Annotated in this window: 24 protein-coding genes and 2 pseudogenes; 9 read left to right on the top strand and 17 right to left on the bottom strand. The window is 39.7% G+C overall.

Annotation, left to right across the window (positions count from 1 at the left end):
- Positions 1–32: 32 nt before the first annotated feature.
- From ACU8V8_RS11925 to ACU8V8_RS11905, 5 genes are all read right to left on the bottom strand, one after another.
- Positions 33–2,339, bottom strand: coding sequence for a TonB-dependent receptor domain-containing protein (locus tag ACU8V8_RS11925; RefSeq protein ID WP_446887629.1), 2,307 nt, complete (start codon positions 2,337–2,339; stop codon positions 33–35).
- Positions 2,340–2,611: 272 nt separating this feature from the next.
- Entirely contained in the window at positions 2,612–3,241 is a 630-nt protein-coding gene (locus ACU8V8_RS11920; RefSeq protein ID WP_446887628.1) for an SDR family oxidoreductase, read from the bottom strand.
- Between the two features lie 184 nt (positions 3,242–3,425).
- Positions 3,426–4,478, bottom strand: coding sequence for an MFS transporter (locus tag ACU8V8_RS11915; RefSeq protein ID WP_446887627.1), 1,053 nt, complete (start codon positions 4,476–4,478; stop codon positions 3,426–3,428).
- Positions 4,478–4,951 carry an MFS transporter gene (locus ACU8V8_RS11910; protein WP_446889634.1) on the bottom strand — a complete coding sequence of 158 codons (474 nt, stop codon included), beginning with the start codon at positions 4,949–4,951 and terminating at the stop codon, positions 4,478–4,480. The genes ACU8V8_RS11915 and ACU8V8_RS11910 overlap by 1 nt, the downstream gene beginning before the upstream one ends.
- Positions 4,882–5,652, bottom strand: a complete 771-nt coding sequence (locus tag ACU8V8_RS11905) for an MFS transporter (protein ID WP_446887626.1) — start codon at positions 5,650–5,652, stop codon at positions 4,882–4,884. Before ACU8V8_RS11905 ends, ACU8V8_RS11910 begins: the two co-directional genes overlap by 70 nt.
- A 105-nt stretch (positions 5,653–5,757) precedes the next feature.
- Here ACU8V8_RS11905 and ACU8V8_RS11900 point away from each other — a divergent pair, with 105 nt between their 5' ends.
- Entirely contained in the window at positions 5,758–6,666 is a 909-nt protein-coding gene (locus tag ACU8V8_RS11900; RefSeq protein ID WP_446887625.1) for a LysR family transcriptional regulator, read from the top strand.
- A gap of 165 nt (positions 6,667–6,831) precedes the next feature.
- Entirely contained in the window at positions 6,832–7,305 is a 474-nt protein-coding gene (locus ACU8V8_RS11895) for a VOC family protein (RefSeq protein ID WP_446889633.1), read from the top strand.
- A 54-nt stretch (positions 7,306–7,359) separates the two neighbouring features.
- Here the strand turns inward: ACU8V8_RS11895 and ACU8V8_RS11890 are convergent, their stop codons facing one another.
- The 4 genes and pseudogenes from ACU8V8_RS11890 to ACU8V8_RS11875 form a co-directional block, all read right to left on the bottom strand.
- Positions 7,360–7,743 (bottom strand): hypothetical protein, encoded by a 384-nt coding sequence (locus ACU8V8_RS11890; RefSeq protein WP_087532319.1) that lies wholly within the window; start codon positions 7,741–7,743, stop codon positions 7,360–7,362.
- Positions 7,740–8,107 (bottom strand): annotated as a pseudogene (locus ACU8V8_RS11885) (hypothetical protein). Before ACU8V8_RS11885 ends, ACU8V8_RS11890 begins: the two are co-directional and overlap by 4 nt.
- 179 nt (positions 8,108–8,286) lie before the next feature.
- A complete protein-coding gene (locus tag ACU8V8_RS11880; RefSeq protein ID WP_446887624.1) occupies positions 8,287–9,177 on the bottom strand; it encodes a dienelactone hydrolase family protein in 891 nt (296 codons plus the stop codon).
- A 143-nt stretch (positions 9,178–9,320) separates the two neighbouring features.
- Positions 9,321–9,539 (bottom strand): hypothetical protein, encoded by a 219-nt coding sequence (locus ACU8V8_RS11875; RefSeq protein ID WP_087531962.1) that lies wholly within the window; start codon positions 9,537–9,539, stop codon positions 9,321–9,323.
- 123 nt (positions 9,540–9,662) lie between these two features.
- Between ACU8V8_RS11875 and ACU8V8_RS11870 the strand changes: the two genes are divergently transcribed.
- Entirely contained in the window at positions 9,663–10,523 is an 861-nt protein-coding gene (locus tag ACU8V8_RS11870) for a PA4780 family RIO1-like protein kinase (protein ID WP_446887623.1), read from the top strand.
- A 1-nt stretch (position 10,524) separates the two neighbouring features.
- Here ACU8V8_RS11870 and ACU8V8_RS11865 read toward each other — a convergent pair whose 3' ends face one another.
- Complete coding sequence (locus ACU8V8_RS11865; protein WP_446887622.1) at positions 10,525–11,751, bottom strand: TMEM143 family protein; 1,227 nt, start codon at positions 11,749–11,751, stop codon at positions 10,525–10,527.
- A 297-nt stretch (positions 11,752–12,048) separates the two neighbouring features.
- On the opposite strand from ACU8V8_RS11865, the gene ACU8V8_RS11860 reads away from it, so the two are divergent.
- From ACU8V8_RS11860 to ACU8V8_RS11850, 3 genes are all read left to right on the top strand, one after another.
- Positions 12,049–13,263: a L,D-transpeptidase family protein gene (locus ACU8V8_RS11860; protein WP_446887621.1), complete on the top strand. Its 1,215-nt coding sequence runs from the start codon at positions 12,049–12,051 to the stop codon at positions 13,261–13,263.
- A gap of 165 nt (positions 13,264–13,428) precedes the next feature.
- Positions 13,429–14,424 carry a D-Ala-D-Ala carboxypeptidase family metallohydrolase gene (locus ACU8V8_RS11855; RefSeq protein WP_446887620.1) on the top strand — a complete coding sequence of 332 codons (996 nt, stop codon included), beginning with the start codon at positions 13,429–13,431 and terminating at the stop codon, positions 14,422–14,424.
- A gap of 18 nt (positions 14,425–14,442) precedes the next feature.
- Positions 14,443–15,024 (top strand): YqaA family protein, encoded by a 582-nt coding sequence (locus ACU8V8_RS11850; RefSeq protein WP_446887619.1) that lies wholly within the window; start codon positions 14,443–14,445, stop codon positions 15,022–15,024.
- A 2-nt stretch (positions 15,025–15,026) separates the two neighbouring features.
- Here ACU8V8_RS11850 and ACU8V8_RS11845 read toward each other — a convergent pair whose 3' ends face one another.
- The 7 genes from ACU8V8_RS11845 to ACU8V8_RS11815 form a co-directional block, all read right to left on the bottom strand.
- Entirely contained in the window at positions 15,027–16,124 is a 1,098-nt protein-coding gene (locus ACU8V8_RS11845; RefSeq protein WP_446887618.1) for a hypothetical protein, read from the bottom strand.
- Between the two features lie 115 nt (positions 16,125–16,239).
- Positions 16,240–16,689, bottom strand: coding sequence for a hypothetical protein (locus ACU8V8_RS11840; protein ID WP_446887617.1), 450 nt, complete (start codon positions 16,687–16,689; stop codon positions 16,240–16,242).
- 22 nt (positions 16,690–16,711) lie between these two features.
- Positions 16,712–17,854, bottom strand: a complete 1,143-nt coding sequence (locus tag ACU8V8_RS11835; RefSeq protein WP_446887616.1) for a PepSY-associated TM helix domain-containing protein — start codon at positions 17,852–17,854, stop codon at positions 16,712–16,714.
- 129 nt (positions 17,855–17,983) lie between these two features.
- Positions 17,984–18,808: a mechanosensitive ion channel family protein gene (locus ACU8V8_RS11830; protein WP_446887615.1), complete on the bottom strand. Its 825-nt coding sequence runs from the start codon at positions 18,806–18,808 to the stop codon at positions 17,984–17,986.
- Positions 18,809–18,857: 49 nt separating this feature from the next.
- The gene (locus ACU8V8_RS11825) at positions 18,858–19,565 is read right to left on the bottom strand and encodes an LrgB family protein (protein ID WP_446887614.1); all 708 of its coding nucleotides are present in this window, start codon (positions 19,563–19,565) and stop codon (positions 18,858–18,860) included.
- Entirely contained in the window at positions 19,558–19,944 is a 387-nt protein-coding gene (locus ACU8V8_RS11820; protein WP_446887613.1) for a CidA/LrgA family protein, read from the bottom strand. Before ACU8V8_RS11820 ends, ACU8V8_RS11825 begins: the two co-directional genes overlap by 8 nt.
- Positions 19,945–20,031: 87 nt before the next feature.
- The gene (locus tag ACU8V8_RS11815; protein WP_446887612.1) at positions 20,032–20,823 is read right to left on the bottom strand and encodes a crotonase/enoyl-CoA hydratase family protein; all 792 of its coding nucleotides are present in this window, start codon (positions 20,821–20,823) and stop codon (positions 20,032–20,034) included.
- Between the two features lie 266 nt (positions 20,824–21,089).
- Here ACU8V8_RS11815 and ACU8V8_RS11810 point away from each other — a divergent pair, with 266 nt between their 5' ends.
- From ACU8V8_RS11810 to ACU8V8_RS11800, 3 genes and pseudogenes are all read left to right on the top strand, one after another.
- Complete coding sequence (locus ACU8V8_RS11810) at positions 21,090–22,298, top strand: efflux RND transporter periplasmic adaptor subunit (RefSeq protein ID WP_446887611.1); 1,209 nt, start codon at positions 21,090–21,092, stop codon at positions 22,296–22,298.
- A gap of 8 nt (positions 22,299–22,306) precedes the next feature.
- Positions 22,307–22,702 (top strand): annotated as a pseudogene (locus tag ACU8V8_RS11805) (efflux RND transporter permease subunit); the annotation flags it as partial.
- The gene (locus tag ACU8V8_RS11800) at positions 22,614–25,424 is read left to right on the top strand and encodes an efflux RND transporter permease subunit (protein ID WP_446887610.1); all 2,811 of its coding nucleotides are present in this window, start codon (positions 22,614–22,616) and stop codon (positions 25,422–25,424) included. The pseudogene ACU8V8_RS11805 and the gene ACU8V8_RS11800, both read left to right, overlap by 89 nt.
- The last annotated feature ends 37 nt before the right edge of the window (positions 25,425–25,461 follow it).

Here is a 25,461-nt window from a genome sequence, read left to right as displayed (position 1 = left end):
CTTTTTAGTATGTCGCTTTTAAATCGCTTCGCTTAGAAATAAGCAGTTACGCCAATCCAAAAGTTACGACCTTTATCTTTAACATTGTAGTCATCAGTAAAGCTTACTTCGCTCACTGCACCACGCCCAGAAGCATACTCATATTGACCGTCACCATTTAAGTCGGTGTAGCTGGTGCTATACGAGGTAAAGTCTTCGTCTAATAAATTATTGATACGGGCATTAATTTGTACATATTCATTAACGTAGAACTGTGCACCTAGGTTAAATAGGTTGTGGTTCTTATAGTAAAGCGCTTGGTCGTGCACGTTATCCCAACCACGGTAACGATCTGAACGATAGACACCTTGGAGGTATATTTCCATGAAGTCAGTGGCTTCCCAGTTCAGGGTTATGTTAGCCATGTGCTCAGCGCTGTTTGTTAGTGGTTGTCCTTCTTCTGGACCACTTTGTTGCTCGCTATCAGTCCACGTGTAGTTACCATTTAATGAAACTGTCTCAGTGATTGTATATTGACCCGCAATTTCAATACCTTGTAAATCAACTTCATCAATATTGATTTTTTGGCTATAGCTTTGATAACCAAGTTGATCATATTGTCCTAAATTAACACAAGGGCGAACATCGTTGGTTTGCTCGCAGCTGAAAATGGTATCGCCGCTGGCAATTTTATCTTCAAACTTGGTGTTGTAATAGGTGATGTTAAAGTTATGCGTACCCTCTAAAGAATTCCAGTATAGAGCAATTTCAGAGTTTACACTGGTTTCCGGCTCAAGTTCAGGGTTACCTGCAAATGGGCTGGTACCTTGGCCACCAAAGCCTGTAATGCCATCGTACAAGTCAGTTGTTTTTGGTGTTTTATAACCAGTGCTTATGCCACCTTTAACAGTCCAACTGTCATTAACGTTATACACACCATATAAGCGTGGTGACACTTGGCTACCAAACACGTCGTGATCATCAAAGCGAGCACCGGCTGTAAGCGTAAAGCTGTCAGATATCATCCAGTTATCTTCAGCAAAAATAGAGTACATGGTTTGTTCTTGTACTTTACCGGCTTCATTGCTTTCTAAACCAAACACGCCGTCTTTTAGCTCGCCATCAATTAATTGACCACCAAGAACAAAATTGTGATCGCCTAATGCGCCAGTAATAGGTATATCAAAGCGAAGGTCATACGTATATTGGCTGCTTTCTAGTGGGCGTACAGGGCGTGGTAAGAATGTTTCTTCAGCAAGGTCTTTACGCGCTTGCTCATCCATATTGGCGTATTCGCCAGTGCCATCATACATTTCTTGTAACTGCAGGCGCTCAGCTACACTTAGCGGTAAGGTTCGGCCATTATTTTGTGTATCTACATAAGACACGGACGCTTTCATTGTTGCCCAACTAAGCTCGCCATCGTAGCTCAGTGACCACCATTGACGGTCAAATTTTTGGTCCGCAGCATAACCAGCACGTGGGTTTACTTGGCCACCACGGCTTGCCCAGATAGATTCAATATTATCTTTTGTGCCGAGTGGGTATGTGATAGTTCCAGATTCGATATCATAGCTAGGTGTATTATCATACACTTGGCTAGAGTTATCGTAATCAAAACTTAAGTGATGATTTTCAAAAGGCGAATAGTTGATAGTAAAACCAAATTGTTCATTGGTGTTATCAACAGTACGGCCACCGCTACCAAAACCAAGTGAACGTAGATGTACATCACCATTAGGATCTGTTGCAGGCTCAAAAGTGGGTGATGAAGCTTGTTGCTCATAAATACTGCCACGTACACCTAGACTTAATACATTTTCAATTAGTGGGCCTGATACATTGAAATCGGTTGTAATATCGTCACCGAAGCTATCATCTTGCTGTAATGAGCGACTAAATGAAACAGCACCACCCCAACCAGCCATGTGCTTTTTGGTGATGATATTGATAACGCCACCTAACGCATCTGCCCCATAAAGGGTCGAAGCTGGGCCGCGTATCACTTCGACACGTTCAATAGCATCAACCGGTGGGACGTGATTAAAGGCATTACCGCCAAAGTTATTAGGGTAAATATCACCATGGTTATTTTGACGTTTGCCATTAATGAGCAATAAAGTGTATTCGCCAGTTAGGCCACGCATGCTAACACTGCCTTGACCGGTTTTATCGCGAGTTGTACCTATATCAATACCTTCTAGGTATTGCACAGCATCTAATACAGATGTGAAAGCATGAGACTTAATGTCTTCATTAGTAATTATAGAGATACTCGCTGGTGCCTCAGTGACTTTTTGTTCAAAGCCGGTTGCTGTAACAACCATACGTTCCATGTTTTTTTCGGGGATTTTTTTCATCAGCGTGAACAGAAAAGTTAGCAGCCACAGCAAGTGCGATTAAACTAGGTTTTACTAGGTATGACATTGATTTCATCTCTTTATTATTTTACAACAATTAGGTACAACGGCGGGTATGATACAGAAGGTAGAAATCTAATCAAGAACTATTTCTATTTGTATTGGTTTTTTTCTATTATAAACAGGTAAACTTAAGTGTTATTTTAGGGGCATAAGTAAAGTGAGTAGTAAGTCTTGAAATAGCGACCCTATTAGGGTCGCTAGCTGATATTTTATAGTACTGAAATAGATTTATCACCGTCAAATAATTCAAAAACTTTATTGTCAGAAAAAGTTTTTGTTGCAATATGAACCAAGGTATTAGCAACATTTTCACGGCTAATTTTTGCGTCACTTCTGTCGCTGGGGCGCTCAGAGCTTATCTTCATGGATGCACTTTCGTCAGTAAGCGCACCAGGTCTTACTATCGTGTAATTTAAGTCGCTTAGCTTTAAATGCTCATCAGCCATATGCTTTGCAACTAAATAAGGTTTTAACTCACTTTCAATAGCATCGGGATCATCTGCACCAATCGAACTGACCATGATAAAGTGTTTTATATCATGATTTTTTGCATAGTTTACCGCTTTAGTAGCGGCCCATAAATCGATTAAAATCGTTTTATCAGCGCCTGTATTTCCACCAGAGCCTGCTGCAAATATTACTTGGTCACAGTCTTCAAAGGCTTGGCTAAAATCACCTTCAAGATCTTGTTCAACAATAGTGAGAAAAGAGCCACTTAAATCACTTAATTTGCTTTTATCTCGAACAAGCGCAACTACCTGCTGTTGTTGAGATAGTAATAACTTCGTGGTCATTTTTCCTATTTGACCACTGGCGCCGATTATTAAAGTTTTGCTCATAATTAACTCCTTCTGATTAAATTTATCACCTACAAGAGACCTTGGGGGTTAAATTGCTTTTTAAAGTCTTTAATGTAAATTAATTACGTTTTTATCTTTTTTGATAAAGAGTTCACGACCCAATAATACCGCGGCGATAAAACCGGCCAGCAACATGTATGAGATAAAGATAGTGCTAGTCTCACTATTTAAAAACTCGAGAAATGACGTTAAAAACTGTCCTGAAAAAAACGGCCATAGTAAAATAAGATAAATTACGACCTCTGACTAAAGCTGGGCTTTTTTGTACTGTTAGGTAATTGAGTAACGGAATACTGAAGCCAAAGCCAATACCCATTAAAATAGCGCCTGCCACTAAAAGCGGTAACCCCGTTGCGTAGCTAAAAGCAAAATATGCAAGGGCATAACTAATAAACGCCAGAGCAAGTAATTTGATTTCGCCGATCCGTTGCTCAATTTTAGGTATTGAATGGGCAGTAATGACTGCAATTAAAGATATAAAGGCTAACACATACCCGATTATTTTTTCATTGTACCCTTGGCCTGCCATACTTTTTGGTAACAAAATAAATGCAGAGAAGAATGTAACCATTGCGAGTAAAGTAACTAGGTACACGCCAAATAACGATAAACCGTTGCGAGATACTTCAGCCGGTGTATCTATTTCAATAGACTCAGTTGACTTTGGCGGCTGTCTTGGCACCCACAATAGCAACATAGCTAAAAACACCCATGCGAACAAATAAAGGGTTAGTGGTAACCCCCAGTGTGATGCTGCAAATTGACCACCAAGAAACAAAAATACTACGCCGCCAAGCTCAATAGCCATCCCTTGTTTAGCAATCATCGCCAAGCGTTGTTTTTCTTGATACCACTGTGAAATTAATACTGTGCCACTGGCCATAACAACGGCTGTGGTGGCACCAAGGAAAATTCGATTTATAAAAACCAGTTCTGGTCCGTAAAGCCAAAATACAGTAGCACCCACGCCACCATATAAAATTAAGCCAATGACTAAACTTGGGTATGCGCCATACTTATCAATCAACTTACCGGCAAAGGGCGCAAATAATATGGCTCCTAGTGAGGGGAGGGTTATCAACCATGATGAATGCTCAGCTACGCCTAGAGCATGGGCAATATTTAATAAGCCAGGGGCAACGACCGAGCCGACCATAATCGTTAAGCTGGCGATACAAAGTAGGCTGAAGCCGCCAAGGCTAGAAAGTTTATTCATTATAACTCCTGTTGTTTAGGTGCAAAGTAGTTAAACGTTAAGGCAAGTAATACAAAGCCAATACTTAAGCAGGCAACACCTGGCCATGCATAATATTGATATGCTTTAACACCAGCCAGTGAGCCGAGTGCACCACCTAGGTAGTAGCCGAGCATATAGACTCCGTTTATCCGGCTTTGCGCGTTAGGGTCTATTGAAAAAACTCGTACTTGATTGGCGACTTGTGCACTAAATACACCAAAATCGATTAAGATAATTCCTATGATCAGCGCGGTTAGACTATTTGCATACACCCCAGTTATTATGAAACCAATTGCAATGATAAATAATGCAATTTTTACCAATGATTTAGAGCCTAATTTGTTCACCCATTTACCGGATGATTTTGCCCCTATGACGCCAGCTAAAGCAATAACACCGAATAACCCCGCTTGCTGCGCATTATAATTAAATGGCGCATGACTAACATGAATTGCAAGCGTTGCCCAAAGTGCGTTAAAAGCAGCAAACCAACTGGCGCCTGCAAAGGTAAATATTTGTAATGACCTGTGTTTTTAAAAAGGACGAATGTGCTTTTAAGTAGCTGGGTGTATTTTAAGTTTGTATGAGCTGTATTGTGAGGCAGTGCTTTATAAAGCAATAAGCCAAATATGGTAGCTAATAAGGCTGACATCACAAATACAGCGCGCCAGCCGAAGTATTCAGCAACTGAGCCGCTAAGGGTTCTTGATAATAAAATACCCACAGTAAGGCCCATCATTAGGGTGCCTAGCGTTGCCCCTTTTTCTTTTGGTGTAACTAAAGATGCTGCAAATGGGATAAGCTGCTGGGTAATATTAGCGCTTAAACCTATAAAGAACACGCCTATGAGTAAGACTGTTAAGTTTGGTGCTGTCACGGCGAGTAGAGAAGATAAAACAAGTAAAATAGAGAGTATAGCAATAAGGCGTTTTCTCGGGACTGAGTCACCTAATGGCGATATAAATAATAACGCCGCGGCATAGCCAAATTGAGTTAACGCGATAACACTGCCGGTCTTTGTATTTGTTAAACCAAACTCTTGCGCTATTAATGGCAATATGGGTTGGCTGTAATATAAGTTAGCTGCTGTAGCCGCAATAGCGGCGGTCATCAAAAATAACAATAGTTTGCTGATAGTGGGCGTCGTAGTCATCTTGCTCTTATCTTTAGTAAGTGTAGTACTAGGATAAAATGCATTCGACTATAATAAAAATGATGTTATTTTATAGAATCTATAACAAATTCGTATGGGTGATGTGTGGATCTAAAAATACTAAGAAGTTTTGTCAGTGTGGCAACTCATAAGAGCTTCTCTGCTGCTGCGCGTGAACTACATACAGTTCAGCCTGCAATTAGTCGCCATATTGGAATGCTTGAGGCTGATTTACACGTTACATTGTTTGTTCGAAACTCTCGGGAAGTAAATATAACAAGTGCTGGGGAACAGTTATTAAAAGATGCAAAACATATTTTGGCATTAACTGAGCAAGCTAAAAGCCAAGTAAAACAAGCACAAAATGGACAAGTTGGCACGTTAAGAATCGGCTATTTAAGCTCGGCATGCTTAAGTTTTATGGCAAGTTTAGTTAGAGAATACAAGCATCAATACCCAAATGTGCACGTGAGTTTATTTGAGATGACCGCTTCAGATCAAGTTTCAGCATTTAAGGATGATTTAATTGATATTGGGTTTTCTAGGCCGTTACCTCAAGAAGTCGTTGAGGGGTTTACAAGTCATGAAATTTATACTGATCGGCTGGTGGCTGTGGTGCCTAAGTATCATCCTCTTTGGCAAAATGAAGAAGCCCAGCTACAGCAATTAAGTAATGATAAGTTCATTTTATTTAATAGAGAAGAAGCAGTTGGCTTATTCGATGATGTAATTAGTTTGTGTAAAAGAGCTGAGTTTTCACCAAACATTGTTAGTCAACCAAGGCACATGCAAACCTTATTAACAGAAGTTTCTGCAGGGCTTGGTATCGCAATAGCCCCATATTGTATTCGCAAGTTATTCCATGAAGGGTGTTACTTTTTACAGTTATCAGATATAGAAAAAGCCATTCCAACTCAGTTACAGTTTAAAAATACACAGCTAAGTACAACGGTTGCTGAATTTGTAAGTATTACCTTAAAGAACAAGGCCGTGATCAAAAAGAACATGGAATAAAAGTGAAGGTGCCTTTAGCCAAGAGGAAATCATTTAATTATTTTTTGCTGCGAGTTTATTTGGCTTTTGTTTTAGTTTATCTAAAGAGTGATCATACAATTGAATAACTGACTTTATCGTTTTTTTGACTATGCTTATAGAAAGTATTAATTCATGGAGACAATGATGGCCGTTTCAGCGATACCAAAAGGTTACCATGCCGTGACCCCTTATTTAATTATTGATGGGGCGGCAAAAGCAATTGATTTTTATTGTAAAGCGTTGGGGGCACAGTTGATTATGCAAATGCCTTTGCCTGATGGTGGTATTGCTCACGCGGAAATTAAAATTGGCGATTCTCACATTATGCTGTCAGATACGTGCCCAGAAGCACACTTTAAAAGCCCCCATGAATTAGGTGGCACACCGGTCAGTTTAATGTTGTATGTTGAAGATGTTGATTCCGTTTTTAAACTCGCTATTAGTTTAGGTGCGACAGAAGTACGCCCGCTACATGATCAGTTTTACGGTGATAGAGCGGGTACTTTACAAGATCCATTTGGACATATATGGACGATAGGCACTCATAAAGAAGATTTGACTGATGAGGAGATAAACCAACGGATGGTTGACCTTATGAGTAAAGAGCAAGATGCATAGCAACAATATCCTATAAAAGTCAGCAATGCGGCTATAGTTTATCTTAAGTTTAAATTATTCTAGGTGTTTCTTGCTTCTCGGTGCACCGAATAAAATTGCCAAATGACAAATACAAACAGAGATAAAAGCGCTGAGTCCTAACGCTCCGCCGTAGCTCTTAATTAATGGTACAAAGTAATAAAATAATAAAGAGAACATAATACTGGCTGAGCATAGTGTATAAATGCCAAAGCGCTTAGGAGTGCTCATTCCGATGAATGTACCACCAAAAAAGAGCGTTCCATAGAGCTCTGAATTTAGTTCGGCGGCAGAAAAAGCGAGGTAAGCAATAATTGATAAAATAGCAGATGCTCTGATAGCGCCAATTTTATCGTGCTTAGCCAAAAGAAAGGTTAAAAACGCGCCAAGTAGTGAAATTAATATCGTGATTAAGTTCATATAATGATGCCTTTTGCTAGAATAAAAAGCGCCACACTTACAAAAGCAATACTGCCTAGCTTCCCACCAAAACCAGTAAAAACCTTAGTTGTAATAGCGTATAAAACCGCACCGATTACAGAGATGCCGGCTGGTTCCAGTAACTTGAGATAAGACCTTCTGAACACATGCCTGCAAAGCTACCTGCATATATCGCTGCATAGGGGTGTTGCCCATAGATCTTTGGCATTGGTATAAATGTGCCAATTAACCCGACCAAGCATGAAGCAATAACGGCGGGGAGCGAAAATTGCGTATGTAAAATAAAGCACGAGGCACAGCCGCTAAAAAAAGCGATATATTTTAAAATAAAAAATTTAGTCATGTAGGGTAGAGTAAATGACCGTGAAAAAATTATCTATAGCTAGTTAATAGTACAGCGTTATTATGACGTATATATAAAACAACATATATTTGAGGTTAAAAGTAATTTAGAGTCCGTTGAGTTTACAATAGCTATTTAGCTCACAAGCTCAACAGGCCCAAATAATAAAGCGATAATACTTATGCTAGCTTTTTCGTGAAAAACGCTAATGTGCGCTGCCAAGCAAGCTCTGCGTTCTTTTCATCATATCGGCCTGTAGAGTCATTATGAAAACCATGATGTGCACCTGGGTACATATGCATTTGATACGGGACATTATTGGCTTTTAAATCGGCTTCATATTCTGGCCAAGTGGCATTTACACGTTCATCTAACTGGCCAAGTTGGATCATTAGTGGCGCTTTAATATTTTTTCGTAGCTCTTTACTGGCAGGAGTGCCATAAAATGGCACGCCAGCACTAAGCAGTGTTGTATCAACAGCGGCTAAGTAATTAACAATGTAACCACCAAAACAAAAGCCAACCGCACCGAGTTTACCATTACTACGAGGATGAGATTTTAGATAGTGTGCAGCAGCGACAAAATCATTTTGAATTTTCTCTCTGTCCATAGTGCGTTGCATCGCTCTACCTTCATCATCATTACCAGGGTAACCATCTAGCGGATGCAAGGCATCCGGTGCAAAAGCGATAAAGCCAGCTTTCGCTAAACGACGAGCAACGTCTTTAACATAAGGGTTTAATCCGCGGTTTTCATGAATCACTAATACAACAGGAAGTTCACCACTTTGATTCGTTGGTACGACTAAATAACCTTGTCCTTTACTATGACCTTTTGGTGAGTCAAAGGTTTGATACGTTGCTTTGATATCATCATCATTAAAAGAGACTTGTTCTGCGAGAGCGTAATTTGGAAGCAAAGCTGAAGTTAGCACAGCCATTGAATACCCTAGAGCGGCTAAGCCACCGAGTTTTTTCATAAACGTTCGCCTATCCATCATGCCGTGGGCGTATTCATCATACCAATCAAAGGCTTCTTGAGGGATATGACTCGTTTTTGGCTTATTCATGTTCACTCCTTAAAGTTATGTAGCGCAGTCAATAACAAAATTATTTAGTACTGCCACTAACATAGCTGAGCTAATACAAAAAGTATATTAATCTATTGCAAGCATGGAAATAATCGCCGTCAGTATTAATGAGTCATATACTTTTAGTTAACTTCTTCTCCTAGGTGCTTAGCGGCTAAGTCATCAAGCTCAGAGCATGTATAATCAAACCCAGTGCCATCAAATTGGTAACTTACTTTTACATCTAATCCGCCATTGAGTAGGGTTGTTTTTACTTTCGCAACATGCCAGTCTTTAAGCTCATTTAAAAAGCGATTGGCGATTTGTCCTGACTGAAAACGATAACGTATCTCTGAGTTCATAATTACTCTCGCAGTTGGAAATTTTTACCACGCAGTTTGTGCATTTAGCTTAATTAGTCAAGTTTTTTATAATATTATCAATAGAGCATTTCATCTATAAGCTAAGTACGGTATAAGGGCGGTATGAAAACACCTAAACAAATTTTACCGTTAATCGAAGACGGTATAGTTGATGAAGTCATCAGCCAATTAATGAGTGGTAAAGAAGCCTCAGTCTATGTAGTACGCTGTGGGGAGGCTATTCGCTGCGCCAAAGTTTATAAAGACGTGCAACATAGAAGCTTTAAGCAAGCAGCTAAATACCAAGAAGGCCGAAAAGTGCGCAATAGCCGTCGTGGTCGAGCGATGGAAAAAGGCTCTAAGTTTGGTCGTAAAGAACAAGAAAACGTGTGGCAGAATGCCGAGGTAGATGCACTATTTACATTATCAAAAGCGGGCGTAAAAGTACCGCAACCTTATGGCTGTTATGATGGAGTCCTAATCATGGATTTAGTAACAGACGATGAGGGGGATATTGCTCCACGCTTAAACGATGTCAGCATGACCGAAGAGCAAGCAATTGAAGATCATGCCACTATGGTACATTACATTCGACTGATGCTATGTGCAGGTATTGTTCATGGTGACTTGTCAGAGTTTAATGTGCTGGTGGATAGTTATGGTCCTGTGATTATTGATTTACCTCAGGCGGTTAATGCCGCAGCTAATAATAATGCACAAGCTATGTTTTTACGAGATGTACGTAATATGCGCCAATATTATGGTCAGTTTGCCCCTGATATTTTGGCTACACGTTTTGGTGAAGAAATGTGGGCGTTATACCAAGCAGGCGAATTAACACCACAAGTAACTTTGTATGGTGATCTTGAAGAAGATAATACCACAGCAAATGTTGACTCTGTGCTTGATGAAATAAAAGCTGCTTTTGAACAAATGCAAGAAAATCAAGAGCGCATAAAGGCAGCGCAAGCACCTGATGAATAAATTAGTTATATTTAAATAAGTCGTCCCATTGTTTATCAAGGCTCGCTTTTGCTTGGTGCAAAGGGATGGCAGTAAAAATCTCATTGTGTTTGTTAACTAACTGCATTTTAGTTAATTTTTGCAGCGCATCGTTGATTTCAAAATCGAGCAAACAGTTATGTTGTTGCTCAAACCAAGCCTCAATTTTTTCATCTAGTTGTGTTGGGCTCAGACCCTTAGGTGAGTTGAGTAAAAAGGTATATGCAAGTAGTGCTTCTTTAACGTCTTCTTCTTGTGCAGAGTCAACTAATGTATGAAAAACGCCAGCGTTATTATCTAAATTTTTAAAATATAAGTTATCGGAAAGTGCTTTCATAAAGCGAATTTTTCGGTTTTTAAATTTACTCCATTCTTTGAATATAAAGCCACCAAAAACCCCTATGCCAATTGCAAAAGTAATAAAATGTTGTTGGCCCATATGAACTTCTTCGCTGCGCCAACCAAGCCAAAAAGAGAATAGTGCAGCTAGTAATACAATTGAAGCCCCTAATTTAGTTACCAGTACCACAGCACCACCAACCAATGCTGAAGAGGCGATAACAGCCTTATCGATGGGGCGCATTTTTACTTCACTGTTTGGAAAGAGCATTTCTAAATCGGCTTTTGGTACATTCTGGAATAATTTTACAATGGTAGAGTTTGGCTCATATCCTAGTGGTTGTTTATTTTTAGCGGCAAAGTAATCAGCATCTTTAAAGCGAATAAATACGGCTACTCGGTCGTAATTGGTAAACTGCAAAGGCTTTTTTCTCATTCCCCACCATGATGTTAAAACCTCGGTTTTTTGTGACTCGCCCCGTCGATAGAAAACGACTTCTGCAAAATCATCGAACTCGACGGCCAAGCGTACTTTAAATAATGACTCTTCATTGAGCGCATCTTGTAAATCATCTTGTGTGATTTTTTCGTAATTAGCCGCATTGAGTATTTGCGCAAACCCTTTGGCAAACTCGCTTTGATGTGCTGCTTTTTGTTCTGTTGTTAGCTGTTTAATTTTTCGAGTGTCGCTGTTTGGATCAAAAGGCGCATAGTGATACTTAAGAGATTCAAGGTGAGTATAGTATTGATGATGAATTAAACTCGATAATAGGTGACTAAATTGCTTAAACGATTCAGGCTCAGGGAGTAATTGAGCACATAAATTAATAACATCGTATTTTGTAAAAGGGATAAATCTATCGTAAGGCATATTATTTTTTTCACCTATTTATCTATCTTGCGATAGTAAGAAATTCTGCAACAGAATGCGACCTAAATTTAGGGTGAGCGCCTTGGCATATTTACACATAAGAGTATCGACTTTACATTTTATATTAAACATACAATCCAGAGTTAGCTGTTACTTTTTAATGTAAGTTTATGATATTAAGTATTTTAAATTCTATTCTTGTTACTGGCACCTGTATTGCAACTTGTTGTGTACGTAATAGCTCTTAAAGGATTTATTTTGAGCTTGGCATATCAATTAATGTGATAGGTGAATGTAATGAGGTTAATCAGGCAAGATAAAAGTAGTCGCTCCACTTTATTAACAGCAAAGAAAACACTTGTTCAAGGCGCTGTATTTGCAAGTTGCATTGTTGGCTTTAATGCATCTTTGTTATCTGCTAAAACATCGGCGGGTATAACACAAGGGCACAGTGTACAGCATGCGGCTAGTTTATCTGAACCTGTCTACTTAGATCCTAATTCCACACAGTTAATTGAGAAAATGAAGAATGTAATTAGCTGGCATCGTGAGCTGGTTAATCAAGGGGGCTGGCAAAATTTAAGTCTTGATGAAGTTCTTGAGTTTGGCAGTAAAGGACCCGCGGTTGCAGCGTTAGCAAATAGATTAATTCAAGGCGGAGATCTGACTCACACTAGCTGTATTAGCTATTCAAGACTTAGTCAGACTAAAGCGATAGAGCCCTGTGTTTTTGATTTAAATATTGAACAAGCTGTGAAAAGTTTTCAGCAACGTCATGGATTATCAGTTGATGGGGTCGTAGGTAAAAATACCCTGCGTGAATTAAACATACCAGCGAAAAAACGTTACGCGCAACTATTACTTAACTTTCAACGCATGACCCAGTTTACGGGGTTAACGAACGAAGAGTATGTGTTGGTCAATATTCCTGAATTTAAACTGCGTTACGTAAACAAGGGGAACGTCATTTTAAAAAACCGTGTCGTTGTAGGTAAACCGAGTTGGAAAACTCCCGCATTTAGTGACCAAATAGAAAAGTTTGTAGTTAATCCAACCTGGCGCATACCGCTTTCGATTACAACAAGGGAAATCGCACCTAAAGTTGCTGATGATCCTGATTATTTAGCGAAGAAAAATATTGAAATCAGAGAGAACAGTTATATTGATAAAAATATAATTCCCGCTGATAAGATAGATTGGGATGAGATCACGCCATACCAGTTTAAGCACTTTTTAGTAAAACGTGCAGGCAAAGATAATCCTCTAGGGGAGATAAAGTATTTATTTCCAAATGTGAACGCCATCTATATTCACGACACGCCGGCCAAAAATTGGTTCAAACAAACTAAGCGTGCGGCTTCACATGGGTGTATTCGTATGGAGCAACCTTTCTCCTTAGCGAAGGCAATTATTGAAAAGCAAGGATTAGATGTTTTTAATGAAGTAAATCAAGCGAGAGATGCAGATCAAACACGCACATTTCATTTGAAAAGCCGGTGCCAATCCACTTAGTTTATTGGACTGCGTGGGTTGATGAAACAGATACTGTCAATTTTAGAACTGATGTTTATAACAGAGACAAGAACTTACACTTGCTAGAGTCGCAAGAACCAATGATTGCGGCTAATTACTCGGTGGATAAACGTGCAGTCACGCCTTAGTATAGTTGGAGGAGTTATGAAGTATTTTTATGTATTCACCTGGCTCTGCTTCGGGTTTTTACTACCGAATTATGTGATTGCGCAAGCTAAAAGTAATCATGAGGCGGTTGTTATTAAAAATACAGATGCCTTACCTGATGCAGAATTTAGCCTAAAAATAAACGACATTGTTGTGCCTTATAGTGTGTTTTCAGTATTTGTATTACCAAGTGAAAATGTAGAATTTGAAGTGCTTTATTCTCAATCACAAAAGGGCTATGTGTTAAGGCAAGTAGACAAACAACTCAAGGCGATATCAACGAATCGCTGGGTATGGCAAGCCCCTAAAAAGCCAGGCTATTATCAGTTGATCATAGAATCGAGAGACGGCCAGCAGCAGATGCAAATTAATGCGTTTGTTAAAGTACCATCAGAGCAAGTGGAAGGCGGGAAACTAAAATATTTTCATATTGGTCACTACCCCAATGAGACTGAGCTTGAAGGTAAAGATCACTACATTGTACCTGATGGCTACATAGAGGTAACACAACAAAATCAGAATGTTCTTGTGTCACCACATTTCAGGTTAAAAGAATTTATAAGTAAACAGCGAAGCAAGTTTCCTAAGTATGTGTATTTGCAAGGAGCATTGTTACTCAAATTAGAAAAGGTAAGGAAAGAACTGGAACTTGAAGGGCATCCTGTGTCAAATATGGTTGTCATGAGCGGATACCGTACGCCTTATTACAATAAAGCAATTGGAAACGTAAAATTCAGCCGACACGTATTTGGTGATGCCGCAGACATATTTGTTGATAATAATGGTAATTACCGAATGGACGATCTTAATCGTGATGGTAAATTAACCATAGCGGACGCTGATGTGATGGCGAGCATCGTAGAGTCTTTAAACAAACGGGATTCTTTTAAAGGCTTAATAGGCGGGCTCGGTGTATACGGACCAAAGTCGCACCGCGGTGCATTTATACATATAGATACGCGTGGATTTAAGGCGCGCTGGCGTAACCCCTGAGCACCCATAAGGATGGACATGTCGTTAACAAAAAATGTGAAACAAAAAACACGCAATTTCATAGACTCCAAGCATATGCTAAGCGGTATTACGGTGGCTTCTTTTTTAGAGTCAACCATAGTGCCTATTCCACTTGAAGCGGTAATGGTGCCACTTATGCAGGCTCGAAGAGAAAAGTTATGGTTTATTGCATTAATGGCCACGATCGGCTGTATTATTGGGGCGGTTTTTGGTTATGCAATGGGTTATTATTTATTTGATTTGATAGGTGACTGGGTTATTAATTCTTTTTCATCTGCTGAGCAGTTTGAAACGGTCAAGCAAAAAATGCAGGAGCAAGGGTTTTGGTTTGTGATGACTTTAGGCATAGTGCCTATCCCCTTTCAAATTGCTATGCTTGCCGCGGGAGCCACAAAATACTCGCTAGCTTTGTTCCTTTTAGCGACGACAGTTGCACGCTCGATACGTTATTTTGGTTTGGCTTTAGTGGTTTATTACGCGGGTGATAAAGCTGAAAAAGTAATTAAAAAGCACAAAACCAAAGCATTAATTGGCATAACCGCAATGGTGTTAATTGCATGGTGGCTAAGTACTTTGTAAAGCTATTGTTTATTTGGTAGTTGCTTGTTCATATAGCTAGGTTCTATTGAGCGCTGCCAAATAGCTTTAAAAGCTTTGTTAAATATATATAAAAATAGTAGTGGCATTAAAATGAGTTTCACAACTAACAAAGATAAAAGATTGATAAAATCGATAAAGAGCGTCTCTAATGATGTAACCATCTCAGTAATACCCGATGTTACTGCATCAGCTACTTTACTCACCATATTCCCCGTATTGCCTGCTAATTGATCATTATATAGCTGCACCTGTTGTTGTAATCGCTCTGTTTTAGCATGTAATGCCGCAAGCTGATTATTCAGTTTGGCTTGCTGTTGTTTTAAATATTGTTGTTGCTTAATAAGTGGCTTAGCCTGTTCAAGCTCTATCATTGTCAGCTTTTGTGTCAAGCTACGGTTAGCTTGAATTGCATCAATACGAGTCCTAAGCTGTTTTAATTGCTCTTGGTTATCTTTAACAGTTTTGTTTAATTGGTGTTGCTCAGTGCTGAGCATTGTTAGCTCATCTAAAGTTGTTTGTTTTTGGCTTGTAATTTGCGAGCGCATATCTGCGGATAATGCTGAGGTGGCATGTGCTTGATCTGATAGATTGTTGACGGTTTGACTGACTGCTTTACTTTGCGTATCAATTTCGTCATCTAAAAACACTTGGCTTGCAAACCCTGTGGTAATTACCACAAGCGGTATTAAAAAGCGGATCAATATTAAGCTGGCTAACACGTTCGTGCTTAGCTTTTTTAAGTAACCAAAGTAATCACACACAACATAGCACGCAACACTTAAGCTAAATAGAGCACTAAAAAGTACTCCCGAGGCAATGCTAAATAAAATACGCTGTATAAATAAAGAGCCTAAGGCCAGACGCATCGCATCTGACATATATTCAGCTAAATCATTAACAGGGTCGAGTAATTGCGCAGGTTGAATACTGGCTATACCTATACCTACTTCAGCGGATTGTAATAGCGATATAATGGCATTTACAGAGCGTGATGAGGCATACAGGATACTTGACTGTAATAATGCTTGATCAATGAAGTCGAGAATAAAGTTCTGAAAATGAGGTAACCAAGCTAGCAAAACTAAGCTACTTAGCAATATATACTTAATGACTTGGTGCGAAGTAAAAGGCAAGCTGACCTCAAATAAATAGCTAGGTGTTATTCACTATAAAGCGAACAAAACCTATTGCCAATTATTTATCACCAATGAGCTGTTGTGGGATGTCCCAACTGTGTTGGAGTAATTCATTCTGCCAAGTTTGAATGGTGACCCAAAGTTTATCATTTTGGCCAATAGTGGCAGGAGCAATTGCATGAGCGTGCTGGCCGTGATCCGTGCCATGCATTATACCTTCGTCACTTTTAGCAAATTCACTTAATGGGAGTGGTGCAGGGCCAATATTTAAGTACGCTTGGCGGATATTGCTAATGTCACCTTGGTTAAACGCTAGATAAAAGTCTTTCACATACTCATTGTGGTGAGAATATGGCTGTTCCATGTTAAGTGGCATTGGAGCTATTTTAAACCCACCAACGGCGTGTTCTTGCCATAAATCCGGGAAGGTTGGGTTTAAAGCTTGGTAAATAAACACACAGGGTAAAACCAAAACCAAAGCATTGAGTAAGTATTTTTTTGTTGCCACCAAGTGCTTTGTAAACGCGCCATTAGTTTGCCTCCGCAGTATTGCTGATGGTTGCTGAGCAAGGCTTTTTAGCTTTAACCAGTTTTTTTGAGTACATCATAAAACCTGTAATTGACATACCACTTAAAATAACACCAAAAATAAACCAAATTATTTTCGTCCAAATACCGCCAATCGTGCCGTAATGTAGAGGATCTGCAATGTGAGATAATGTTTGTAAAGTGGTCATTGTTTCAGGGCTTTTACTCGTGGCTATTTCGCCTGACCATGGATTAACAGAAGTAGAATATGAGTAACCATCGTAAAAAATTGTATCACCCGCACCCATGATGTTGTACATACCGCGATTGTGTTCAGGTAGCATGATATAAGTAGGAGTAAAATCGCCAAATTTATTTTTAGTCAAGGCAACAGCACTATCTAAGCTAATAGGTTGAGTGTTTTTAGAGCTGGGTAATTGAGCTTCGCTTACTAATGGCGCATGCTCTTCAATATCAATTTCGTTGTGCCACATAATTGATTGAGCCAAGTACCAAAGCCCAGTTAAACTCATGATTGCCATAAACCAAATGGACCAGACGCCACTGACAGTGTGCAAATCTTTTAGTAAAGTTTTACGACCTTGGTTGAAGCGAATTTTAGGTTGGACAAAGGCGCGCCAAAAGCTTTTGTAAATAATTAAGCCGGTGATCAATGCCCCTAGAATAACGATTGCCATAGCACTAACAAGGTAATAGCCAACGCTGTAACCTTCTTGCCAAGGGAAATATAGCCACCCATGTAATGTGCGCATAAACTCAATAAAAGAGGTTGTTTGGTTTATTGCTTGTACTTCACCTGTGTATTGGTTTACGTAAGCTGTGGCGTAGGGTTTATCTGTATCAGTAAAAATAAGTGCATTTACTAAATAAGGTTCATAGCTCACAACACTCATTACATCAGCTGTAGGGTACTGATCTTTTAAGTTTTCGATCAGTGTTTGTTTAGATTTCTCTGGCAGGTTGTTAGGGTTGCTAGCGCGTGCCTCAGAGTTTGTAAGCCAGGTTAACTCGTGACTGATCACCGAAATTGTGCCAGTTATACAAATAAAACAAAATAAAACCCAAATAGGCAGTGAAAACCAGCCATGCAACTGAAACCAAAACCGCTGGCTTATTTTCGCCATGTTAACCCCTGATGTTAATAATAAGAATTCTCAATGTATTTTACAATTGTACTATTAAAGATATAAGGAACTCAATTAGCTTTGCCAAATGTTCCTTATACAGGGGAATGGGGCTTATTTTAAATACAGCTATTCTTTATTAAAAGTAACCACTCTCTGAGGAAATGGGATTTCAATATCAGCGCCTTGGATTGCGTTATAAACACCACCGTTAACAGCGAGCTTGGTTTCAATAATTTTAGTTGTAGGGACCCAATAGCGATAGCTAATCGTCACGCCACTATCAGCAAAGCGTTCTATACCAACTTGTGAATGAGGATCATCTGCGACGAGCTCATGTTCTTTTAATACGTCTTCTATTAAGTCTATTGCTTGCTCCGCACTGGCGTTATACGCAATATCTATTTCACCTTTTACGAGAGAGTAGTTAAATGAGTTGTGTAATATTTCACCAACTATGTGCTTGTTCGGAATGGTTATCTCGACTTTTTCTTCGTTGATAAGTACCGTATGACCAAGCTCAATGGTTTTTACTTGTCCACTGACATTTTTAACTTCGATAGTGTCGCCAACAATGAAGGGTCGCGTAGCTATAATCGCAAGGCCTGCACCATAATTTGACAGCATTCCTTGTAATGCTAAACCTGCACCGAGCGAAGCGGCACCAATCGCAGCAACAAATGGGGTAACACTGATGCCAATTTTACCCAGCGCGATAATTATAAACATGATGATTAATAGTACTTTGACAACGTTACTGACAAAGTTTGTGAGTGTTATGTCGATGTTGTTGCGAGACATGATCCCTGCAACCATCTTAGACAGTTTTTGCGCTATCCATAGTCCAAATATTAAGATCAGCAATGCACCAATTAGCTGCATACTATACTTGACTAAGTACTCGCTGATCATTGTGTAATATTTTTCGACTTGTTCTATCTCTGAATTGATCATCCAAAATCCATGAAGTGATAATTAAAAACGTTGTAACTAAGTGTGTGTATCATAACAGAGCTTGATACAAAAATGGATAAAGCCAAGGCACTATAAGTGCAGTTAAGAGGGCGCTTAATGCCATTGCTACAGATGCATAGGCACCAGCTGTAACATTTTCGTTTAACACAGCGGCTGTGCCAATTGCATGGCAGGCTGTGCCAATTGCGACACCTTGCGCTTGGTGATTAGATATACCAATAAAGCGCAAAAATAACACGCCAAATAAAGCACCTAATACACCAATAAAAATTACCATTGCTGCAGCTAAAGAGGGCACGCCACCGAGTGAATCAGTCACCAGTAAGGTGATAGGTGTTGTTACTGACAGAGCAGCCACTGAAGCAGCCAGTTCTTTTGGGGCTGCAAAGGAAATACCTAGAAGAGTGCCCACCAAGGTTGCATTTATAATCCCTGCAGTACAACTTAGTAAGATTAAGATCGCATTTTTACGAATATGTACAAACTGTTGATATAAAGGAACGGCAAGCGCAACAATTGCAGGCTCTAACAACCAACTTAGTATTTGTGTATGCTGATAAAGTTGTCTATAAGGTAATTTAAAAAGTACTAATAGGGCGGCTATAATGGTAATTGCGAGGAAAACAGGGTTTGTCAGTGATTTTATAATTGAGTTATGGCTTAAGTTATTTAACCGCTTAAGAAGCATGAATAAGCCAACCACCGCAAAAGAGCTTAACCACCAGTAATTAATCATGCTGCGAACGGCCTTTACAATAAGTAATTATATGGCTTATCAATAATAGGCTCGTTAACGGGATGAGAATTAAAGTTGCCGTAAAAAATTGCCAGTATTGTTGTATTAACCCTAAGTGCTCAATAAATCCAACACCTGCTGGGATAAAGAACAATGGCATAAAATTTAATAGAGGTGATGCAAAGGGGGTAACTTGGGCCTCTTTTATTATGCCTGACAAGAGCAAAGTAACTAAAAATAGCATACCTAGTATGGGAGCTGGAAAGCTGCCGCCAATAAAGTGCATAGCCAACTTAGCTATTAGCAAGCAGCCCAAAATAATGCCACAACTGACTACAAGCTGGGAGCTTGTTTGCAAGAATAACTTTAACTTTGTCATAGTAGGCTCTGTAATAATTTAAGATTTTATAACACTAAAATTAATCATATTCGGTGACTTTTTACTATGCGACATATTGATAAATAATTACCAGCGTTTTGGGTCTGCGTATTCAATGTTCTCGTCACCTTTTGCTTTAGCAATTGCCTTTTTTGTATTTTTATTGAGTAACAGACGAATTTGGCTAAATGTTTCTTTTGCAAGAATTTTTCGTCTAGGAGTTGCGTAACTTTGCTGAGTAACACGTTTAATTGCTGCTAATGTGTCAGGTGAGCGAGTCATTAAAGTATCAACCATAGCTAAACACGCCTTTAGCGGCTCATTGCTAACCTCTGTTATTAACCCTAGTTGCTTGGCAGTCTTTGCATCAATTGCGGATGCGTGACTGGCAAGCCATTGCGCTTTATCTTTTTGCATTAAACTAGGCAGCACTACGTTTGCTCCCATGTCAGGACATAAGCCCCAGCGAGCCTCCATAATCGCTAACTTAGCATCTTCATGTACAATTCTATAATCTGCGCCTAAAGCTATTTGTAGACCACCACCAAAACAGTTACCTTGAATTACAGCAAATACAGGGACACTTAAAGACTGCCAACCTAACACAACTTGCTGAGCTAAATTACAGTTGCCTGGCAACCACTTGAATAACAAGCTAATAATATTCATTGGGTTTTTCATCACTGCAGCAACATCTAGGCCAGCACAAAAATTAGCACCTTCGCCTTGGATAATAACTGCGCGAATAGATCTATCTTTTTTAATTTGCTTAATCACTGATGCCAGCTGTTTAAACATGATGAAGTTGAGTGCATTTTGTTTTTCTTCGCGAGTTAAAGTTACAAAAGCAATGTGTTGTTGTTTTTCAAGCTTGATCATGCCAGCTCCTCTGACCTGTTGTTTGGGTTAGCTTACGAATTTAATACAGGTATGTAAAGCTATGCTGAGTCATTGAAAGTTACAGCACGATATTTATATTTGAACATCGAACCTACAAAAGGTGACAAAGTGGTGTATATTTTTAACTGAACTAATTGTTATCTATCTTATCGATTAATACTAGCCCAGAGCGTGTAACGCATTGCGTTGTATTTACAAATAACCATCAACGGTAGTTTTATGTAAACTATCAAGGAGAACTCCCCATGCTTAAACGGTTTGCGCCAAGCATTTTAGTAAGTTATATGTCGTTAGCTGTCAAAGGCACCTTAGGTATGGCATTTATTGTATCGTTAGCAGGTTGCTCTGATGAAAATGCAGCAAAACAAGTAACTCCTTCGCCTGCGGTTTCTGTATTTAATGTGGTTTTGCAGGATGTTGGTGACTACCGGGAGTTTGTAGCGCGAACAGAAGCACACCAAGAAGTTAAAATAAGAGCCCGTGTTGAAGGAGAGCTGATAGAACGTCACTTTAATGAAGGCTCTTATGTAGAAAAAGGCCAGTTACTACTTCGTATTGACCCCTCAGAGTATAAATCTTCAGTGGCTGAGATTGAAGCTGATATTAAAAGTAAAATGGCAGGTGAGAATGGAGCGCTGCGTGATTTAAAACGAGGCAAAGAAGTTGCTGCACAAGGTTTTATCTCACAATCTGATCTCGATAAATTAACAACTAATTATGAACAAGCAGCTGCTGCAGTTAAGTCTGCCAAAGCGAGTTTGGAAAAGGCTAAATTAAACTTAAGTTATACAGAAATTCGCGCTCCATTTGCCGGGCGTATTGGTAAAGTAAATTACGATGTAGGCAATATCGTAGGACCAAGCTCTAGTGAATTGGCAGAATTAACAGACGTTGATCCCATTTATGTCAATTTTCAGGTAGAAGAAGCAGATTACATAAGTTACCGACAAAAACACCAAGATAGTGTGAATGACCCACAAAATGTGCCGATTGATTTAGCACTTCGATTACCAAATAACACCAGTTTTGCAGCAAAAGGACAATTAGATTTTGCAGATACGAAAATAGACCGCAGCACAGGTACCGTAGAACTACGTGCAACTTTTGCTAATGAGAAGAGCATTGTTATGCCAGGCTTGTTTGTAACTTTAATTGTAGAAAGTAAAAATAAGCAAGAGCATGCATTGATCCCACAAGCCGCAGTACAAGAAAATCAGCAAGGTAAATTCGTACTAGTGGTTGGAGACGATAATAAAGTTGCGACGCGTATTGTAACTTTAGGTCGTCGTATTAACGCTATGTGGGTTGTTGAGTCTGGCTTACAAGAAGGTGAAAAAGTTATCGTTGAAGGGTTACAAAAAGTACGACAGGGTGTTGAAGTTAAGCCAGTTGAAAAAGTAGTAGATCACACAACAGGTACTATCTCAAATAAAATGGGCTCTGTGAGCCAATAGGAGCGTACATGATAAGTAAAACGTTTATCGCGCGACCTAAATTTGCACTAGTGATTTCGATAGTTATCACCTTAGCAGGTTTGATTTCTATAGGGTTGCTACCAGTGAATATGTATCCAGAAATTACACCGCCACAAGTACAAATAACGGCTGTCTACCCTGGTGCGAGTGCGCAAATAGTTGAAGAGTCAGTGATCCGACCCATTGAAGAGCAAGTTAATGGGGTTGAAGATATGATGTATATAGAATCTAGCTCCACTAATAATGGTACAGCTAACATTACTGTATACTTTAAAGTAGGCACTGACACTGATATTGCTCAAGTTAACGTGCAAAACCGGGTTGCGCTTGCAGAACCTGGCTTACCAGGAGAAGTCACTCGACAAGGGGTCTCGGTTAAGAAAAAATCCAGCTCTATGTTATTGGGTATTAACCTTTACTCTAAGCAAGAAAATATTGATGCGATTTTTTTTAAGTAACTACGCTACCAACTATTTGACTGAGCCTCTTGGTCGTATCGAAGGTGTCGCGTCAGCTGAAGTGATGGGGGAGCAAACTTACTCCATGAGGTTGTGGCTACGTCCTGATAAAATGGCGTCTCTGGGTCTTACTGTTACTGAGGTGCAAGCTGCACTGCAAGAACAAAATACGATAGTCGCTGCAGGTAAATTAGGCGCTGCGCCTTCACTACCGAGTCAACAGTTCGAATACTCAATACAAGCAAAAGGACGCTTAAAAACCCCTGCTGAATTTGGGCAAACTATTATTCGCGCTAATCAAGATGGTAATTTTGTGCGCTTAAATGATATTGCGCGAATAGAGCTAGGTTCGGCCGATTACAGTATAGCGGCTAAATTGAACCAACAAGATACCGCATTTGTGGTTATTTACCAGCTAACGGATGCAAACGCTACACAAGTTGCCACAGATGTAAAAGCAACAATGGCAGAGCTTGCTAAACAACTCCCTGACGGCGTTGAGTATTCTATACCCTATGATACCACTGAGTTTATTAATCGATCGATAGAAGAGGTGGTGGTTACTCTATTTCAAGCAGTTGGCTTGGTTGTGTTGGTGGTGTTTTTGTTCTTACAAAACTGGCGGGCCACGCTTATTCCTACCATTGCAATTCCAGTTTCTTTAGTTGGTACTTTTGCATTTATGATGGCTATGAACTACTCAATAAACCTTATAACTCTGTTTGGCTTAGTACTGGCAATAGGTATTGTGGTCGATGACGCAATTATTGTTATAGAAAACGTTGAGCGGATCTTAAAAGAAGAGAAGCTGCCAATTAAAGACGCTGTAACCAAGGCCATGGAGCAAGTGACAGGGCCAATTATTGCTACAACCTTAGTGTTGTTAGCTGTATTTGTACCTGTTGGTTTTATGCCGGGGATCACTGGTGAGTTGTATAAACAGTTTTCGGTGACGATTTCATTTGCGGTGCTTATTTCATCGGTTAATGCTTTAACATTAAGTCCAGCCCTTTGTGCTTTGTTATTAAACGAAAAAGCCATGAAACCCATAAAATGGCTCGCACCCATTGAGCGGGGTATTAATAGTTCTACTTCTATTTATAGCAAAGTCATTCACTTTATCCTTAAGCGTGCTGGTCGAATGAGTTTATTTGCGATCATCATATTTGTTGCAGCCGGGTGGCTTGCGAAAAGTGTTCCGACAGGGTTTGTACCAGCAGAGGATCAGGGTTTTGTATTTGTTGATGTTCAATTACCTGATGCCGCGGCGTCAGGACGCACGCAAGATGTGATGAAAAAAATAGGCGATATAGTTAAGAACGAGCCCTCTGCGACCGACTTTATTGCCGTGTCTGGTTTTTCTTTAATTGGCGGTGCAGGGTCAAATAACGCTTTAGGTATTGTTATTTTAAAAGACTGGGAAGAGCGCACAACATCTGAGCTAGGGCTCAAAGCAACGATAGGTCGTCTTATGGGGCAAATGTGGGCGATGCCAGATGCGCAAGTAATGGTGTTTAATCCGCCGCCAATCCCAGGGCTTGGCACAAGTTCGGGGTTTGAATTTAGGTTACAGGACAGTGAAGGACGGGATCCGACTGAGCTGGCTCAAGTGCTTAATGGTTTGGTGTATGAAGCAAATCAACACCCGATCCTAAACAATGTATACAGTACATTTCGTGCTAACGTCCCGCAGTACTTTTTAGAAGTTGACCGTAATAAAGCGAAGGCACAAGGTGTTGCTCTAAGCGATATATTTATTACCCTGCAAGCTCAATTGGGCTCTTTATACATTAATGATTTTAATCAGTTTAGTCGCACATATAAGGTTATTATGCAGGCTGAAAGTGAGTTTCGTAAAGACCCAGCTGATTTACAGCATTACTTTGTTCGAAATGACCAAGGAGATATGGTGCCGTTAACAACCCTTGCTAAACTTGAACCGATTCTTGGACCTACCACATTAAACCATTTTAACTTATACCGTAGTGCCAGTATTAGTGGCCAGGCTGCGACTGGGTTTTCAAGTGGTGATGCTATTGCTGCTATGCAAGAGCTTGCAGGGCAACTACCTGGCGGCTATACGTTTGAATGGGCTGGACAATCTAAGCAGGAAATAGAAGCAGGTAATATGGCGCCATTACTATTTGGTTTAGCCGTTATTTTTGTTTATTTATTTTTAGTTGCACAATATGAAAGTTGGACCATTCCATTTTCTGTTATTGCGGCAATACCGCTTGCCATGTTTGGTGCCATGCTTGCTTTGTATGTGATTGGTATTGAAAACAATATTTATGCTCAGGTTGGCTTAGTATTATTAATAGGCATGTCGACTAAAACAGCTATTCTGATAGTTGAATTTGCCATGGAAGAGCGAGCTGCTGGGAAAAGTATTTTTGATGCTGCATTAAGCGCTGCTAAAATGCGTTTTCGTGCAGTACTAATGACCGCACTTTCTTTCGTTTTGGGTGTTCTACCGCTCGTGTTTGCAACAGGTGCAGGAGCGGGCAGTCGTGTGTCATTAGGTGTCACTGTGCTTGCAGGTATGCTAGCAGCTACTATTTTGGGTACTTTACTGGTGCCGTTATTTTATAGCTTAGTACAGACTATGCGTGAAAAAATCAACGGCACAGCCACCACAGAATCTTAAATGTGAGCTTTGCGTAAAAAAAGTCAGGGAAACCTGA

This window comes from Pseudoalteromonas sp. SaAl2, assembly GCF_052947895.1.
The sequence above is the reverse complement of the archived record's forward strand: the minus strand, read 5'-3'. Positions and strand labels throughout refer to the sequence as shown.